This is a genomic window from Arthrobacter sp. efr-133-R2A-63 (genome assembly GCF_030209795.1).
Classification (GTDB): domain Bacteria; phylum Actinomycetota; class Actinomycetes; order Actinomycetales; family Micrococcaceae; genus Arthrobacter; species Arthrobacter bambusae_A.
Window position 1 is genome coordinate 15,769 of record NZ_JARVRG010000053.1, and the last position, 16,901, is coordinate 32,669.

The following is a 16,901-nucleotide window of genomic DNA, read 5'->3' on the forward strand; positions in this document are numbered from 1 at the left end:
TGCGTAACATGACCCCTGACGACGTCACCGCGGTCGAGGTCCTCGAGCGCCGGCTCTTCCCGGTGGACGCGTGGCCGATGCAGATGTTCTTCGACGAACTTGCCCAGATAGATACCCGCCGTTACGTCGTGGCCGAAGCCGACGGAAAGATCGTGGCCTACGCCGGGCTCATGTGCATCGAGCCGATCGCGGACGTCCAGACAATCGCCGTCGTGCCCGAATTCGAAGGCAGGGGAATTGGCTCCGCCATCCTCACGGAACTGATCGAAGAGGCCCGACGGCGGGGCGCGGTGGAAGTGCTCCTGGAGGTCCGCGCGGACAATCCACGAGCGCAGGCACTGTACGTGCGGTTCGGCTTCGAGCAGATCCACGTGCGCAGGCGGTACTACCGCGACGGCACGGACGCCCTCATCATGAGGTTGACATTGACTGAAGGAATACCGGCATGAACCACCCCGGCCACGTGAACCAGCCCGGCACCGTCCAGCCGCTCGTGCTGGGGATCGAATCCTCCTGCGACGAAACCGGCGTCGGGATCGTCCGCGGAACCACGCTACTGACCAACACGGTGTCTTCCTCGATGGATGAGCACGTCCGTTTCGGCGGCGTCATTCCGGAGATCGCTTCGCGCGCGCACCTGGACGCTTTTGTTCCCACGCTGCAGGAGGCCTTGCACGAAGCGGGGGTGGCGCTGGACGATATCGACGCCATCGCCGTGACCTCCGGACCCGGCTTGGCGGGCGCGCTCATGGTGGGCGTCTGCGCGGCCAAGGCGCTCTCTGTTGCCACGGGCAAGCCGCTCTACGCGATCAACCACTTGGTGGCGCACGTCGGCGTCGGGCTCCTTGACGGTGCCGGTGGCGGCACGGGGGGACTCGGTTCAGGCGCTCGGCTGCCGGAAAATCTCGGAGCGCTGCTCGTTTCGGGCGGACACACCGAAATCCTGCGCATCCGCAGCATCACCGACGACGTCGAGATGCTTGGCTCCACCATCGACGACGCCGCAGGCGAGGCGTACGACAAAGTCGCCAGGCTCCTGGGCCTTGGCTACCCGGGCGGACCGGCCATCGACAAAGTCGCCAAGCACGGCAACGCCAAGGCCATCCGTTTCCCGCGCGGCCTGACGCAACCGAAGTACATGGGGACCGCGGAGGAACCGGGACCCCACCGCTACGATTGGTCCTTCAGCGGGCTCAAGACCGCCGTCGCGCGCTGTGTCGAACAATTCGAAGCCCGGGGCGAGGACGTTCCCGTTGCCGATATCGCCGCCGCGTTCCAGGAGGCGGTGGTGGACGTCATCACGTCCAAGGCTGTGCTGGCCTGCAAGGAGAACCGCATCACGGATCTCCTGCTGGGTGGTGGCGTCGCTGCCAACTCCCGGCTCCGTGAACTGACAGGGCAACGCTGCGGCGCGGCGGGGATCACCCTGCATGTGCCGCCGCTGTCACTGTGTACCGACAACGGAGCCATGGTCGCTGCACTGGGCTCGCAGCTCATCATGGCCGGAATCGGTCCCAGCGGCGTTGCCTTCGCTCCGGATTCCTCCCTGCCGGTGACCACGGTTTCGGTGTAGGCGCGGGACCCTGCCGGTGGCCGGACAGCAGCGCTAGGCGGTCAGAACGGACCGCATTTGCTCCACGAGATCCTGGACAACCGCGTGAAGATCGCCGTCATGCTGGGCAGCGACCCGGCGCTGGCGCTGGTAGCCGGCTCCGCGGGCGATGATCTTCTCGACGTCGGCCAGCTCGGCCGAGCAACCCAGCTTCTCGGCGATGGGCGCCAGGCGCAGCAGCGTTTCCTTCAGGTGATCAGTGACGAGCTGCTCGTTGCCTTCGGCGTCGAGGATGATGATCGCCTCCATGCCGTAACGGGCCGCACGCCACTTGTTTTCCTGGATATGCCACGGCGGCATGGTCGGAATGCTGCCGCCGTTGTCCAGGATCGTGGAGAACTCGTCCACCAGGCATTGGGTCAGGGCCGCAACGGCGCCGACTTCCTCGAGCGTGGCGAGGCCATCGCAAATGCGCATCTCGATAGTGCCCAGGTTCGGCACTGGCCGGATGTCCCAGCGGATTTCAGACAGGGTGTCGATCACTCCGGTAGTGAACATGTCCTGGACATAGGACTCGTATTCGGCCCAACTGGGGAACTGGAATGGCAATCCGGCCGTGGGCAGTTGCTGGAACATCAGGGCGCGCTGTGACGCATAGCCGGTGTCTTCGCCACCCCAGAACGGGCTTGAAGCGGACAATGCCTGGAAATGGGGGAAGTAGTTGACCAACCCGTCGAGGATGGGGAGCGCCTTGTCCCTCCGGTCGAGGCCGACATGGACGTGGACTCCGTAGATGACCATTTGCCGTCCCCACCATTGGGTCCGGTCAATCAGCTTGGCATAGCGCTCTTTGTCCGAGACGGGCTGAAGCTGCGGCGGGCTGAAGGGGTGGCTGCCAGCGCAGAAAAGTTCCACGCCCATGGGGTCGGTGACTTCCCTGACAGCCTGCAGCGAGCGGGCCAAGTCTTCCTTGGCTTCCTTGACGGTGTTGCACACGCCCGTGACTAGTTCCACGGTGTTCAGGAGCAGCTCACGTTTGATGTGCGGATGCTCGTCGTCTTCGTTGAGGTCCGGGTGACGCGACGCCACGCCACGCAACACCTCGTTTGCGACAGAGACCAGTTCGCCGGTGCGTGCGTTGACGAGCGCGAGCTCCCATTCCACCCCCAGGGTCGACTGCCTGGATGAAGCGAAATCAATCTGCACGTGGGTCCCCTCGGTATTTGCCAAAACGCCCTGAGCAATGCCCGCCGTGGGGCCGTCAGCGGTTGGCTCAAGTCTAATGCAGGGGCGGTACGGTACCGCATGGACGGATTTCATGGAAGGTAAAGCATTTTTTGCTAATGAGAATGATTTGCATATAAGCTAGTGAACATGCATCTTTCTGTTGTCAGTTCCCTGGACAGCCAATGCCGCGAAGCAGCCGTCGCCAGGCTTGGACGGACCCATCGAGATTCGGTGGTAGTCCTGCACGATCTCCTGGACGGCTCCATTGTCTTGCGAAGGATCTTCCGCGACGGCCAACTGGTGGAGCAAGCCCAAACCGCCTTGGAACATGGTTGCCTTAGCTGCACGGTCCGTCTCGATGTTGTCCCGACGGCGGAACGTCTCGAGTCTTCCGGTCATGACCACGTCGTCCTCGGCTTGCCGCCAGGTGTCTCCGTGGAGATGGCGGTGGCGGAACTCAAGCGAGGCCTGAGACGGGCCGCCGTCATTGACAACGCCGTGTTGGCGATCGATCCCTCGGGGCTGGAAGACCACATCTGGGACAAGCACACGCTGTACGAATCCGGCTTCACGGCCATGCCCGAGGACGACCGCACCAGCGGCGAATTCCTCATCGGGGAACTGGGCCATGCGGACACCGTCATGGTGCACGCCGGCCTTGAGGCAGAGCTCACCGGCTTGCGCCCGGACTCCAGCGAGGCCTGGGCACAAGGGCTGGAACTCCTTGGGCAGCTTGCGCCGCACGCCGCCGTTTCCGCCAGCGACGACGACTTCCGGCCCGGCTGCTACGACGGCGCCGAGGCCCTCGCAAGGGTGCGTCGCGGTTCCGTGCGGGTTCCGCTCGAGCAAGGGTCGGGGCGTTTCCGGACCGTGCTCCACAAAGTGGAACGCCCCCTTCATCCGGCTCGATTCCAGCAGGCGCTGCCCAGGTTGGCCGAGGGATCCCACTGGATGAGGGGCCGCTTGTGGATTGCCTCGGCTGCCAGAGTCCGGATCGCGGTGCAGGGAATCGGGCCGCGCGTTTGGCTCGAGAGCACAGGCGAGTGGCTCGCGGACGCTGGTGCCGGGCCCGTCCCCGGCGGCGAAGGCCCGCAGCACGGAAAGGCGCACCCCGACGTCGACGCTGTCCTCGACTGGCATCCCCGCTTCGGCGACCGGGGCACGGTGCTCGCCGTGACCGGACGGGAGGAAGACCTCGACGCAGCCGAAATCCGCGCACTTCTGGACGGATGTGCGCTGAGCGAAGCGGAGATGCGGCTCGGCTTCGCCGGACTCGAGGACCCTTTCGAACTCGAATCCACCCTGTAGCCGGACCATAGGGTAGCCGGGCTGCAGCCGCGGCGGAACAAAGCCGCCATCAACCAAGTCACAACCCGAGAAGGAGAACCCCATGAAAGTCAGGAATTCGCTGCGTGCCCTCAAGAAGGTTCCCGGCGCGCAAGTGGTGCGTCGGCGAGGCCGCACCTTTGTCATCAACAAGCTGAACCCGCGCTTCAAGGCGCGCCAAGGCTAGCTCCCCGTCTAGGCTGGGCAGAGAACCCGCTACGCGAAGGAAGCCCCGTTATGCCGATCCTCAACAAAGACATGACGCTTTGCATTTCACTCTCTGCCCGGCCGAGCAACAACGGAACGCGTTTCCACAACTTCCTCTACGAGGCGCTCGGCCTGAACTGGATCTACAAAGCCTTCGCTCCCGCTGACCTCCCGAACGCGATCGCCGGCGTGCGCGGCCTGGGCATCCGCGGCTGCGCCGTCTCAATGCCGTACAAGGAGGACGTCATCGCCCTCGTCGACCGCATGGACGCATCGGCCGCCGCTATCGACTCGGTCAACACGATCGTGAACGACGACGGGGTACTCACGGCCTACAACACCGACTACACCGCGATCGCCCAGCTGATCGAGCGCAACGCGATCGACCCGGCGTCGTCTGTGCTGCTCCGCGGTTCCGGCGGCATGGCCAAGGCCACCGCGGCAGCCTTCCGCGACGCCGGATTCTCTCGCGTCACGGTGGTTGCGCGGAACGAGAAGTCCGGACAATCCCTCGCGGCGCTCTACGGCTTCGACTGGCAGGCCGAAGTTGGAGAGTCGACCGCGGACGTGATCGTCAACGTCACGCCGGTCGGCATGGCCGACGGACCCGAGTCCGGCTCGCTGTCCTTCCCCGAAGCGGCGGTCGCGGCCGCGCAGGTGGTGTTCGACGTCGTCGCCCTCCCTGCAGAGACGCCGCTCATCAAGGCTGGCCGTGCGGCAGGAAAGACCGTCATCAGCGGTGCCGAGGTGGCCACGATCCAGGCGCTCGAACAGTTCGTGCTCTACACCGGCATCACGCCAACTCCGGAGCAAGTGGCCGCTGCCGAAGAGTTCACGCGGGCCCAGTAGGGCGCCGCGGGGCCGGCCTGGCGTAACCTAGTCGGCCGCTGCCGGCTCCACCACAACAGCCACCTTTTCCTCGCCGATCCTCGTGAGGACCAGGGTGGCTGTCTTGTTGCCGCGGCCTTTCGCCGAGCCCTTTCCGGCCGGCAGCAATTGTTTCCGCAGTTCCTCGGGGGTGACGGATGTGCCGCGCTTCTTGATGTCCAGTACACCGATGCCGTTGGCCTTCACCCAGGCCTTGAGGGCCTTGACGTTCAACGGCATGACCTCCAGGACTTTGTAGGCGCGCGCGAATGGGGTCTCCACCAGCTCCGGAGCGCAAATGTAGGCGATGTGCCGGTCCACCAGGTGCCCGCCCAGCCGGAGTGCGACGTCGGCCACCAGTCCGGCGCGGATCACCGCGCCGTCCGGTTCATAGAGGTACCCCTCCACCGGTCCGACGTCGGGCACCGGGCCGCCGTCGAAATCTTCGCCGCTGGTGATCTCGGCTGCGCCTTGCGGCCCGAGCACCAGTGCCGCACGACGGATGCCGGGACGGGCGACGTCGTTGAACCACAGCGTTACTTCGGTGACGTCCCCTCCCACCGAGACCCACTGCGCCTCACAGCCGCCCGGAACCGATTCGTGCGGCATCCCCGGACCCATCTTGACGCCGACCGACTTTCCGGTAGCGGCCAGCGATTCAACGAAGGACAACGGCGGCGAGAACGCCTCCGGATCCCAGATACGCTTCGTCCCCGACGACGACGTCGTGCGGCGCGCCGGATCGAGCCACACGCCGTCGACCCCGTCGAGGGGCACGGACGTAGCGTCAGTGTGCACCACTGACGCATGCGGGAAGGGCATGAGGTTGATGGTGGCGCACGCCGCGGTGGTCTCATCCAGTTCCACGGCGGTGACCTTGATGTCCATCGAGGCCATGGCCATGGAGTCGGCTCCGAGCCCGCAGCCCAAGTCCGCGACGTGCTGCGTGCCCGCCTTGGCGAAACGCTCGGCGTGCCTGGCTGCCACACTGAGCCGGGTGGCCTGCTCCAGGCCGGCTTGGGTGAAGAGCATCTGCCGGGCGAATTCGCCGAACTTGGCCTCGGCCCGGGTGCGGAGCCTGGATTGGGTGAGGACGGCGGCCACCAGCCCGGGGGAGTGGCCGTCCTTGCGCAGGCGGGCATTGAGGGCCAACGCTTCGCCGTCGCGGTACGGTCCCAAGGATGCCAGGAGTTCCCAACCCTCGGTTGTCAGCAAGGGGGCAATGTGGTCCTGGGGTGTGTCAGCCATGGGAACTAGCCTAGTGCTCGCCTGTCATACGGGGTGGAGGGGGATCCGGGAGCACTCGGGCGGATAGGGTTGATGCCATGGAAGACAACCCAGTACGCCAGCCTGACGACGCCAATGGTTCTCCCTCTGTCCCCGATAGACGTCCCTTCGCCGGAAATCTTTCCAAGTATGCCCGCCCGGCGCTTATCGTCGGTGCTTTGATTGCCGTTGTCTGCATCGCTCTCTTGATCATTATTTTCTTCCTCGATTCCTTCAATGCAGCTACCTACTCCATGACCGGAAAGAGCGTCCAGGACGCCACTGACGAGGCCCGGGAGATCCGGGACACCTATTCCGGTGCGCGCATCGGTGCGATCGTCGGGCTGGTGGTGTTCGGCGTCGTCGCGCTCGCGAGCGGCGTGGTGCTGTACCTGAACCGCGGAACCGCGCCGGCGGAAGAGTACGACGACGGCGAGGATGTCGACTTCGACGACCTCGCCGGGCAATGAGCTTCCGACCGGAAGCGGCGCTCCGGGTGTTCACCCGTGACGGAATTCTGGCACTCGCCTTGACCGAGTGCTAATGCTTACATAGAGTCTTGATTAGCACTCTCCCTAGGCGGGTGCTAATGCCGCCAGGCACTTACCGGCACCGCGACGACGGTAAGCCCGCCACGGCACCCCTGGTTTGATAGTCCATGTACTACCTCACGTAAAGGAGAGATCCGAGTGTCGGTCTCCATTAAGCCTCTCGAGGATCGCATTGTTGTCCGCCCGCTCGAAGCAGAGCAGACCACGGCTTCCGGCCTGGTCATCCCGGACACTGCACAGGAAAAGCCGCAGGAAGGCGAAGTTGTTGCAGTTGGCCCCGGCCGCTTCGATGACAACGGCAACCGGGTTCCGGTCGACGTAACCGTTGGCGACGTCGTCATCTACTCCAAGTACGGCGGAACTGAAGTCAAGACCGGCGGCAACGAATACCTCGTTCTGTCCGCCCGCGACGTTCTGGCGATCGTCGTTAAGTAATTCCCTGGATCCCGCATCGCAGATCACGTCGGACTTTTCCGGTCGAATCAGCGGTGCGGGTTTTCCGTCTTGAAAGGACACAACCATGGCAAAGCAGCTTGCGTTTAACGACGCTGCCCGTCGCTCGCTCGAAGCAGGCATTGACAAGCTCGCCAACACCGTCAAGGTCACCCTTGGCCCGCGTGGCCGCAACGTCGTTCTGGACAAGAAGTGGGGAGCTCCCACCATCACCAACGACGGCGTGACGATCGCCCGCGAAGTCGAACTCGACGACCCGTATGAGAACCTTGGCGCGCAGCTGGCCAAGGAAGTCGCAACGAAGACCAATGACGTCGCAGGCGACGGCACCACCACGGCCACCGTGCTTGCGCAGGCCCTCGTCAAGGAAGGCCTGCGCAACGTTGCCGCTGGAGCCGCCCCGGGCGAAATCAAGCGTGGCATCGAGGTTTCCGTCCAGGCCGTGGCTGCCCGCCTCCTGGAGAACGCCCGCGAAGTAGAAGGCACGCAGGTTGCCAGCGTCGCCGCGATCTCCGCCCAGAGCGATGAGGTTGGCGAGCTCCTCGCCGAGGCTTTCGGCAAGGTCGGCAAGGATGGTGTCATCACCATCGAAGAGTCCTCCACCACGCAGACCGAACTGGTCCTCACCGAGGGCATGCAGTTCGACAAGGGCTACCTGTCCCCGTACTTCGTCACTGACGCGGAACGTCAGGAAGCTGTTCTGGAGGACGCGCTCATCTTGATCAACCAGGGCAAGATCTCCTCGCTGCAGGAATTCCTGCCGCTCCTCGAGAAGGCCCTGCAGGCCGCCAAGCCGCTCTTCATCATTGCTGAGGACATCGACGGCGAAGCGCTGTCCACGCTGATCGTGAACCGTATCCGCGGCACCCTGAACGTCGTCGCCGTCAAGGCACCGGGCTTCGGCGACCGCCGCAAGGCCATGCTGCAGGACATCGCCACACTGACCGGCGCACAGGTAGTCTCCCCGGAGCTCGGCCTGTCCCTGGACCAGGTTGGCCTCGAGGTGCTCGGCAGTGCCCGCCGCATCACCGTCACCAAGGACAACACCACGATTGTTGACGGCGCCGGCACACCCGAGGACGTCGCAGCACGCGTCGCCCAGATCCGTGCCGAGCTGACCCGCACCGACTCCGACTGGGACCGGGAAAAGCTGCAGGAAAGGCTTGCAAAGCTTGCCGGCGGCATCGGCGTCATCAAGGTCGGCGCAGCCACCGAGGTCGAACTCAAGGAAAAGAAGCACCGTATCGAGGACGCAGTGTCCTCCACGCGTGCTGCCCTTGAAGAAGGCATCGTCTCCGGCGGCGGTTCAGCCCTCATCCACGCCCTCAAGGCACTGGACGAGGACCCTGCCGTCAAGGCACTGGAAGGCGACGCGGCTGCCGCCGTTGGGATCGTCCGCCGAGCCCTGACCCAGCCCCTTCGCTGGATCGCCCAGAACGCTGGCTTCGACGGGTACGTCGTCGTCGCCAAGGTTGCCGAGCTGGAAGACAACCATGGCTTCAACGCGAAGACCGCCGTGTACGAGGACCTGATCGCCGCCGGCGTGATCGACCCCGTCAAGGTCACCCGCTCCGCGCTTCAGAACGCCGCGTCCATCGCAGCCCTGGTTCTCACCACCGAGACCCTGGTTGTCGAGAAGCCGGCCGAAGAAGACGAGCACGCAGGCCACAGCCACTAATCCTGGTTGTCCGACGCAGGAGGCCCGGTCCCGTTGGGGGCCGGGCCTCCTGCGTTTGGCTCCCGGCTACCTTCGTCGCGGCATGGACGAGCCCACAGTTGGCACTCGGTATTCGCCATGTCAACGTCCAGCCAAGCATGACCTAATTGAGTGATGGATGCTTCTCGAATGGATTTTCGATTGGCACTTGTTATTACGAATCAGTAAGATTTATGGTTCGATCTAGGTCATTGAGGGGCATTGTTGTGTCAACTGCGCAAACGACGGCTACTACCAAGGAGCAACGTCGTTCCAGTGGCACCGGAAGAAAGCCGAACTTTCGCCCTGAAATTCAAGGCCTGCGCTCCCTCGCGGTGCTCATGGTGGTTACGTACCACGTGTGGTTCGGCAGGGTTTCCGGTGGCGTAGACGTCTTCCTTCTGGTGTCCGCCTTCTTGATGACATTGCAGTTCACAAACCGCTATGCGCAGCACCGGCCCATGGACCTGCTGAGGCATTGGCTTCACTTGTTCCGGCGGCTGCTTCCGGCAACCGTCGTGGTTCTCCTGGGTACTTTGGCCGCCATCTTCGTGGTCCTCCCCAAAACCCGGTGGGCAGCCTTGGTCGACCAGGTCTGGGCCTCCCTTTTCTACGTCCAGAACTGGCTCCTCCAGCGGGAAGCGGTCAACTACTACGCTGCCGACCGCAGCCAAGCGAGTCCCCTCCAGCATTTCTGGTCCCTTTCGATCCAGGGCCAGGTCTTCATCCTTTGGCCGGTCATTTTCGCGATCGCCGCATTGGTCTGCAGAAAGTACGCCCTCCGCTACAGGGTCGCCCTGACGTATGTGTTCGGGCTGATCTTCCTGGTGTCGCTCACCTACTCGATCATTGCCACGGCGTCGAACCAGACCACCGCCTACTTTGATACTTTCGCCAGGCTGTGGGAGTTCGCCCTCGGAACACTGGCTGCCCTGGTCCTGCCGATGGTGAAGATCTCGAAGAACGTCCGCGTGGTGATGGGGTGGGTCGGCGTTATCGCCATGCTGAGCTGCGGGATCGTGCTCCAGGTCCAGACGGCGTTCCCTGGCTTCGTGGCGCTCTGGCCGACCCTGGCGGCCGCCTGCATCATTGCCGCGGGCCAGACCGGCAGCCGATTCGGAGTGGACCGGATCCTCAGCTCCCGGCCCCTCGTTCGCCTGGGCGACAACTCCTATGCACTGTACTTGTGGCATTGGCCGTTGCTGGTCATCTCCCTCATCTGGACAGGGAAGGACCACGCCGGCTGGCTCTCCGGGACCGTCATCATTGCCACCGCGTTGGTTCTGGCCTTCCTGACGACCAAGTTCGTCGAGAAGCCGTTCAGGGAATGGAAGTGGCCCGAAGTGAACCGGCGACGTGCCGCCGTCGCGATCGTCGCCTGCCTCACTATCGCGATAGTGCCGTTGATCGGTTTCACGGTGCAGCAGAACGTGACCGCCAAAATCGCCATGGACCAAGCCCAAAAGGACAACCCTGGAGCCGCTGCCTTGGTGCCCGGCTACGTCAACGAAGTGAGTCCCAGCGCTGTCCTGCTTCCCACCGCTGAAAAGCTGGCCCAGGACTGGGCAAATCTACCCAGCAAATGCTCGGGAGATCTGGTGCCTTCGTCCAAACTCCTCCAAGGGGTTTGCCTTCAAAACAATCAGCCGGCCGAATCCAGCCGGACCATTCTGGTGCTCGGCGACTCCCACGCGGAGCAATGGCTGGCCGCGGTGGCTCCGGTGGCCGAACAGGAGCAATGGCGCACCTACCAGCTGCTGCTCGGCGCATGTCCGTTCACCGTGGATACCTCCGGATTGGACGCACCGTGCAAGGCCTTCAACGACGCCGTCGTCCAGCAGATCGACCAGCATCCACCGAGTGCCGTATTCCTGGTGGGGACGGCGGCATCGCCCTCATCACCCGATGAAAAGCTGACAGTGGGCCTTGAAGACACAGTGAAGATGCTCACGGGTAAGGGCATCAACGTCATCGCCGTACGGGACAACCCGAGGTTCGATTTCAACATGGCCGATTGCGTCGCGGTCAAAGGTCAACACAGCCCCGACTGCAATCCAAGCCAGGAGCAATTGCTGGCGGCCCAGAACCCGCTCGCGTCCCTTCAGGGGAAGTACCCGGGCTTGTCCATCCTGGATATGACCGATCTGATTTGCAACGGCACGGAATGTCCCGGGGTTGTGGGCAACACGTTTGTCTACTTGGACAACAACCACCTCTCCAAGACCTATGTTGCGAGCATGGCGCCCATGCTCAAGGAAAGGTGGCTGGCCGCCACCGGCTGGAGCTAGGCGCCCGGAGTCAGGGACCCCGACGCCCAGCCGGGCCCGACAACGGGAGCCCCCCGGGTGCCGTTGCTCACATTGCCCTCGCGGAATATGGGGATCGGCGGCGAGGTTCTACTATTTATTCAGAACCTTTCTGCACAGGCCAGTCCCGTAATGACGGGCTGGTCATCAGCTGCAACCCCTACCAGAGCAACCCCCCAGAACCAAGGTAAGAGGCGCACTCATGACCCAGCCCCAACACGATCCCTTTGGCTTTGTCGGCCTGACTTACGACGACGTCCTGCTGCTGCCGGGCCACACCAACGTCATTCCCTCGGAAGCTGATACTTCCTCCCGGATCTCCAAGCGGATTTCCGTCCAGACTCCGCTGCTGTCCGCCGCCATGGACACCGTCACCGAGTCCCGCATGGCCATCGCCATGGCCCGCCAGGGCGGACTCGGCGTGATCCACCGCAACCTGTCCATCGAAGACCAGGCCGACCATGTCGACCGCGTCAAGCGCTCCGAGTCCGGGATGATCACCAACCCCCTGACCATCCACCCGGAAGCAACCCTCCAGGAACTGGACGAACTGTGTTCGCGGTACCGGGTTTCCGGCCTCCCCGTTATCGACCCCGATGGCCGGCTGCTGGGCATCGTCACCAATCGAGACACCCGCTTCGTCCCGGAATCCGACTTCCCGCTGCGGCTGGTCAGCGACGTCATGACCAAGATGCCGCTCATCACCGGGCACGTCGGCATCAGCCGCGAAGAGGCCTCGCACAAGCTGGCCACCAACAAGATCGAGAAGCTGCCCCTCGTTGACGAGCAGGGACGCCTCAAGGGGCTCATCACGACGAAGGACTTCACCAAGGCCGAGCAGTACCCGCTCGCGACGAAGGACGAGGAAGGCCGCCTCCGGGTCGGCGCCGCCATCGGCTTCTTCGGCGACGGCTGGGAACGCGCCATGACGCTGATCGACGCCGGCGTCGACGCATTGTTCGTGGACACCGCCAACGGCCACTCGCAGGGTGTCCTGGACTTGATCACCCGGCTGAAGTCCGACCCCGTGGCCGCGCACGTTGACATCATCGGTGGCCAGGCAGCCACCCGTGAAGGTGCCCAGGCACTGATCGACGCCGGCGCCGACGGCATCAAAGTGGGCGTGGGCCCGGGCTCCATCTGCACCACGCGCGTGGTTGCCGGTGTGGGCGTCCCCCAGATCACGGCCATCTATGAGTCCTCGAAGGCGGCCATCCCCGCCGGAGTCCCGCTGATCGCCGACGGCGGCCTGCAGTACTCGGGCGACATCGGCAAGGCCCTCGTGGCCGGTGCCGACACCGTCATGCTGGGCTCCCTGCTGGCCGGCTGCGACGAGTCGCCGGGTGAGCTGATCTTCGTGAACGGCAAGCAGTTCAAGAGCTACCGGGGCATGGGGTCCCTGGGGGCCATGCAGTCCCGCGGCAAGAACACGTCCTATTCGAAGGACCGTTATTTCCAGGCTGACGTTTCCGGCGATGACAAGCTCATTCCGGAAGGCATCGAAGGCCGCGTCGCATATCGCGGCCCGCTCTCCTCGGTGGCGTACCAGTTGGTGGGCGGCCTGCGCCAGACCATGTTCTACACGGGTGCTCCGACCATCGCAGAGCTCAAAGCACGCGGCAAGTTTGTGCGCATCACTGCGGCCGGGCTGAAGGAGTCCCACCCGCACGACATCCAGATGACCGTCGAGGCCCCGAACTACGGTTCACGCTAGGCGCCATTCTTCCCATAGGCAGTTCAAGTGAGCCCGCCACCTCCCTCCAGGAAGGTGGCGGGCTCGGCTGTTTTCGCGGCAGCCCCCGCCGTCATGCTGTACGTCACCCTGCCGGAAGATCGCGGTGCACTGGGATAACCTAGAGCAGTGACTTATGAGATTGAGATTGGCCGTGGCAAGCGTGGGCGTCGTGCCTACTCCCTGGATGACATCGCGATCGTCCCCAACCGCCGGACGCGCGACCCCAAGGACGTCTCCGTCTCATGGCAGATTGATGCCTACAAGTTCGAGATGCCAGTGATCGCCGCACCCATGGACTCTGCGATGTCTCCTGAAACGGCCATCGCACTTGGCCGGCTGGGCGGCCTGGGCGTGCTGGACCTCGAGGGTTTGTGGACGCGCTACGAGGACCCCCAATCCGTGCTGGACGAGATCTCCGCCCTTGAGGATGAAACGGCCAGCCCGGCGGTCACTCGGCGCATGCAGGAGCTCTACAAGGCTCCCATCCAGCCCGAACTGATCACCACCAGGCTCGCGGAAATCCGGGCTTCGGGCGTGACCGTGGCCGGATCGCTGACGCCGCAGCGCACCCAGGAGCACTATAAAACCGTGGTTGCCGCCGGCGTCGACATTTTTGTCATCCGGGGCACCACCGTCTCGGCCGAACACGTCTCCAAGAACCACGAGCCACTGAACCTCAAGCAGTTCATCTACGAACTCGACGTGCCGGTGATCGTCGGCGGAGCCGCCGGGTACACCCCGGCACTGCACCTCATGCGTACTGGTGCGGCCGGCGTCCTGGTGGGCTTTGGCGGCGGCGCGACGACCACAACGCGCCGTGCGCTCGGCATCCATTCGCCCATGGCATCCGCCATTTCCGACGTCGCCGCAGCCCGCCGCGACTACATGGATGAATCCGGCGGACGATACGTGCACGTGATCGCCGACGGCGGCATGGGCAGTTCGGGTGACATCGTCAAAGCCATCGCCATGGGCGCCGACGCCGTCATGCTCGGCAGCGCCCTGGCACGTGCCGAAGAAGCCCCGGGCAAGGGCTGGCACTGGGGCCAGGAAGCCCACCACCTTGAGCTGCCCCGCGGCGACAGGGTCAACGTCGGCACTGTCGGGCCCCTCGAAGAAGTACTCTTCGGACCGGGCCACCACACCAACGGAACGTCCAACCTGATCGGAGCGCTTCGCCGTTCCATGGCCACCACCGGCTATTCGGACCTGAAGGAGTTCCAGCGCGTCGACGTCGTCGTCTCGCCTTACTCCGGGCGGTAGCGCCCATTCGGCCGCTTGAGCAGTCGCGCGAAAACCCTGCCCAAGCCCGCGGACAAGAAGTAGTGTGGGGAACTACGGGCTTTGTGCGATGGGAGGCGTCCAATGAGCAGTGTTGCAGATGGTTCGCAAAGGGATGATGCATCCAGCGGTGCATTGAGTCCAGACGCGCGGGCCAGATCCATCGACGTTCTCAAGGGCACCACCGAGCCTGGCAAGGAACTCGACATCCTGATCGTCGGGGGAGGCGTGGTCGGGGCCGGGGCGGCGTTGGACGCCGTGACCCGCGGCTTGTCCGTTGGCATTGTCGAGGCCAGGGACTGGGCTTCCGGCACGTCGTCGAGGTCCTCGAAACTGATTCACGGTGGCCTGCGCTACCTGGAAATGCTGGACTTCGCGCTGGTCCAGGAGGCCCTCCAGGAGCGCGGACTGCTGATCCAACAGATCGCACCGCACCTCGTCCGGCCGGTCCCGTTCCTCTACCCGCTGACCCGGCGGTTTTGGGAACGCCCGTACGTTGGTGCCGGGATCTTCCTCTACGACGCGCTCGGCCTCACCTCCGGACACAGCCGCGGTGTGCCCATGCACAAGCACCTCTTCCGGCGCGGAACACTGAGGGCAGCCCCCAGCCTCAAGAACGATGCCTTCGTCGGTTCCATCCGCTATTACGATGCGCAGGTCGACGACGCCAGGCTGGTGGTGAATGTCGTCCGCACCGCGGCACATTACGGAGCGCATGCCGTGAACAGGATGCGCGTGGTGTCGTTCGTGCGCGAGGGCGAACGTGTGGTCGGTGCGAAGGTGGAAAACCAGGAGGACGGCAGCATCATCGAAGTCCGCGCCAAGCAAGTGGTCAACGCCACCGGAGTCTGGACGGACGAGACCCAGGCCATGGTGACGGACCGCGGCCAACTCAAGGTCCGCGCCTCCAAAGGCATCCACCTTGTGGTCCCGCGCGACCGCTTCCAATCCACAGTGGGATTGATACTGAGGACCGAAAAATCCGTGCTGTTCGTCATCCCGTGGGGCCGGCACTGGATCATCGGCACAACGGACACCGACTGGAAGCTCGACAAGGCGCACCCCGCCGCGTCCACAAAGGACATCGACTATGTCCTTGAACACGTCAACCGTGTCTTGAAGCGGCCCCTGACCCGTGAGGATGTCGAGGGAGTCTACGCGGGCCTCCGCCCGCTGCTGGCGGGGGAGAGCGACTCAACGGCGAAACTTTCACGCGAACACGTCGTGGCGCACCCCGTTCCAGGCTTGGTGGTGGTTGCAGGTGGAAAGTTCACCACGTACCGGGTCATGGCGAAGGACGCTGTGGACGAAGCGACCCGGGCCATGGACGAGCGCGTACCGGCGAGCTGCACCGATACCATTCCGCTCCTGGGAGCCGAGGGATTCAAGGCTGCATGGAACCGGCGCGCAAGAACCGCGGATGAAGCCGGAGTGCATGTCGCCAGGGTGGAGCATCTCCTGAACCGCTACGGATCCATGACCCCGGACGTCCTGGCCATCATCAAGGACAACCCCGCCATGGCCGAGCCGCTGCCTGGAGCCGACGACTATTTGGCGGCGGAGGTCGTCTATGCCGCGACCCATGAGGGTGCCCGGCATGTCCATGATGTCCTGACACGACGTACCCGCATCTCGATCGAGTCGTGGGACAGAGGTGTTTCCGCGGTCCCTGTTGTCGCTAAGCTGATGGGAGAGATTCTTGGCTGGAGCGACACGCAGCGGGAAAGCGAAATCAAGCACTACCTGGCCCGGGTGGAAGCTGAACGGCTCAGCCAACAGCAGCCCGACGACGAATCGGCCGATGCTGCGCGCATGGGGGTCGATGACATCGTTCCCCTCCGCTGAGCGGCCTGGGTCGGCTGGGCACACTGGAGGGAAAACGACTTGGCGGAACCACTGGACCCGTATGATGCCGAACTGACAACGCCGGAGACCGTCATCCTTGAAATGGAAGCGGTCGACAAGACAGATGCTGCGGGCCAGCTCGCGGAACGGCTGTACGCGGCCGGGCGCATCACGGACCTCGAGGGCTTCCTCGAAGTCGTCAATTCGCGCGAGCATCAGCTTGCCACCGGACTGCCGGGCGGCATTGGCCTTCCGCACGCGCGCAGCGAGTATGTTTCCCGGGTCTCCATCGCTGTTGGTGTCACGAAGTTCGGTCATTCGCTGGACTTCGGCGCCAGCGACGGACCGGCCACGTTGGTCCTGCTCATCGCTACGCCGGCCAGTTCGTTCTCGGACCACCTGGAAGTCCTCGCGACCTTGGCCCGCTCGCTGTCCAAGGAATCGTTCCGGGAATCCCTCCGGCGCGCCCACGATCCCGAAGTCATCGCCGAACTGATCAACTCCAGCCTGGTGTTCTTCGACCACTGACGTCCTCCGTTACCTTTTTAGCAGCCCTTAACGAGTAAGAATTGGGGTTGTTGGCCTGTCG

The 16,901-nt window shown here is 64.1% G+C and carries 15 protein-coding genes; 13 read left to right on the forward strand and 2 right to left on the reverse strand.

The window, feature by feature from the left end:
• Window positions 1-8 precede the first annotated feature (8 nt).
• Together rimI and tsaD are read left to right on the forward strand one after the other, a co-directional pair.
• On the forward strand, window positions 9-449 hold the full coding sequence (rimI, locus tag QRN45_RS20375; protein WP_078108190.1) for a ribosomal protein S18-alanine N-acetyltransferase: 441 nt from the start codon (window positions 9-11) through the stop codon (window positions 447-449).
• Complete coding sequence (gene tsaD / locus QRN45_RS20380) at window positions 446-1,573, forward strand: tRNA (adenosine(37)-N6)-threonylcarbamoyltransferase complex transferase subunit TsaD (protein ID WP_241709818.1); 1,128 nt, start codon at window positions 446-448, stop codon at window positions 1,571-1,573. The genes rimI and tsaD overlap by 4 nt, the downstream gene beginning before the upstream one ends.
• Before the next feature lie 33 nt (window positions 1,574-1,606).
• Here the strand turns inward: tsaD and QRN45_RS20385 are convergent, their stop codons facing one another.
• The gene (locus QRN45_RS20385; protein WP_241709817.1) at window positions 1,607-2,758 is read right to left on the reverse strand and encodes a glutamate--cysteine ligase; all 1,152 of its coding nucleotides are present in this window, start codon (window positions 2,756-2,758) and stop codon (window positions 1,607-1,609) included.
• Window positions 2,759-2,926: 168 nt separating this feature from the next.
• Here QRN45_RS20385 and QRN45_RS20390 point away from each other — a divergent pair, with 168 nt between their 5' ends.
• The 3 genes from QRN45_RS20390 (at window position 2,927) to QRN45_RS20400 (ending at window position 5,161) form a co-directional block, all read left to right on the forward strand.
• Entirely contained in the window at window positions 2,927-4,087 is a 1,161-nt protein-coding gene (locus QRN45_RS20390) for a GTP-binding protein (protein ID WP_241709816.1), read from the forward strand.
• Window positions 4,088-4,169: 82 nt separating this feature from the next.
• On the forward strand, window positions 4,170-4,292 hold the full coding sequence (gene ykgO, locus QRN45_RS20395; protein ID WP_059387417.1) for a type B 50S ribosomal protein L36: 123 nt from the start codon (window positions 4,170-4,172) through the stop codon (window positions 4,290-4,292).
• Window positions 4,293-4,342: 50 nt separating this feature from the next.
• On the forward strand, window positions 4,343-5,161 hold the full coding sequence (locus QRN45_RS20400; protein WP_241709815.1) for a shikimate 5-dehydrogenase: 819 nt from the start codon (window positions 4,343-4,345) through the stop codon (window positions 5,159-5,161).
• Window positions 5,162-5,188: 27 nt separating this feature from the next.
• Here the strand turns inward: QRN45_RS20400 and QRN45_RS20405 are convergent, their stop codons facing one another.
• Complete coding sequence (locus tag QRN45_RS20405) at window positions 5,189-6,427, reverse strand: THUMP-like domain-containing protein (RefSeq protein WP_241709814.1); 1,239 nt, start codon at window positions 6,425-6,427, stop codon at window positions 5,189-5,191.
• 77 nt (window positions 6,428-6,504) lie between these two features.
• Between QRN45_RS20405 and QRN45_RS20410 the strand changes: the two genes are divergently transcribed.
• From QRN45_RS20410 to QRN45_RS20445, 8 genes are all read left to right on the forward strand, one after another.
• Window positions 6,505-6,915, forward strand: a complete 411-nt coding sequence (locus tag QRN45_RS20410) for a hypothetical protein (protein ID WP_241709813.1) — start codon at window positions 6,505-6,507, stop codon at window positions 6,913-6,915.
• Window positions 6,916-7,134: 219 nt separating this feature from the next.
• Window positions 7,135-7,431 (forward strand): co-chaperone GroES, encoded by a 297-nt coding sequence (groES, locus tag QRN45_RS20415; protein ID WP_028265041.1) that lies wholly within the window; start codon window positions 7,135-7,137, stop codon window positions 7,429-7,431.
• An 85-nt stretch (window positions 7,432-7,516) separates the two neighbouring features.
• A complete protein-coding gene (gene groL, locus QRN45_RS20420; RefSeq protein ID WP_241709812.1) occupies window positions 7,517-9,127 on the forward strand; it encodes a chaperonin GroEL in 1,611 nt (536 codons plus the stop codon).
• A 245-nt stretch (window positions 9,128-9,372) separates the two neighbouring features.
• Window positions 9,373-11,433 carry an acyltransferase family protein gene (locus tag QRN45_RS20425; protein WP_241709811.1) on the forward strand — a complete coding sequence of 687 codons (2,061 nt, stop codon included), beginning with the start codon at window positions 9,373-9,375 and terminating at the stop codon, window positions 11,431-11,433.
• Between the two features lie 220 nt (window positions 11,434-11,653).
• Window positions 11,654-13,165 carry an IMP dehydrogenase gene (guaB, locus tag QRN45_RS20430; protein ID WP_078108142.1) on the forward strand — a complete coding sequence of 504 codons (1,512 nt, stop codon included), beginning with the start codon at window positions 11,654-11,656 and terminating at the stop codon, window positions 13,163-13,165.
• Between the two features lie 147 nt (window positions 13,166-13,312).
• Window positions 13,313-14,449: a GuaB3 family IMP dehydrogenase-related protein gene (locus QRN45_RS20435; protein WP_241709810.1), complete on the forward strand. Its 1,137-nt coding sequence runs from the start codon at window positions 13,313-13,315 to the stop codon at window positions 14,447-14,449.
• Window positions 14,450-14,551: 102 nt separating this feature from the next.
• A complete protein-coding gene (locus QRN45_RS20440; RefSeq protein ID WP_284764499.1) occupies window positions 14,552-16,312 on the forward strand; it encodes a glycerol-3-phosphate dehydrogenase/oxidase in 1,761 nt (586 codons plus the stop codon).
• A 39-nt stretch (window positions 16,313-16,351) separates the two neighbouring features.
• Entirely contained in the window at window positions 16,352-16,840 is a 489-nt protein-coding gene (locus tag QRN45_RS20445) for a PTS sugar transporter subunit IIA (RefSeq protein WP_059387422.1), read from the forward strand.
• Window positions 16,841-16,901: the final 61 nt, after the last annotated feature.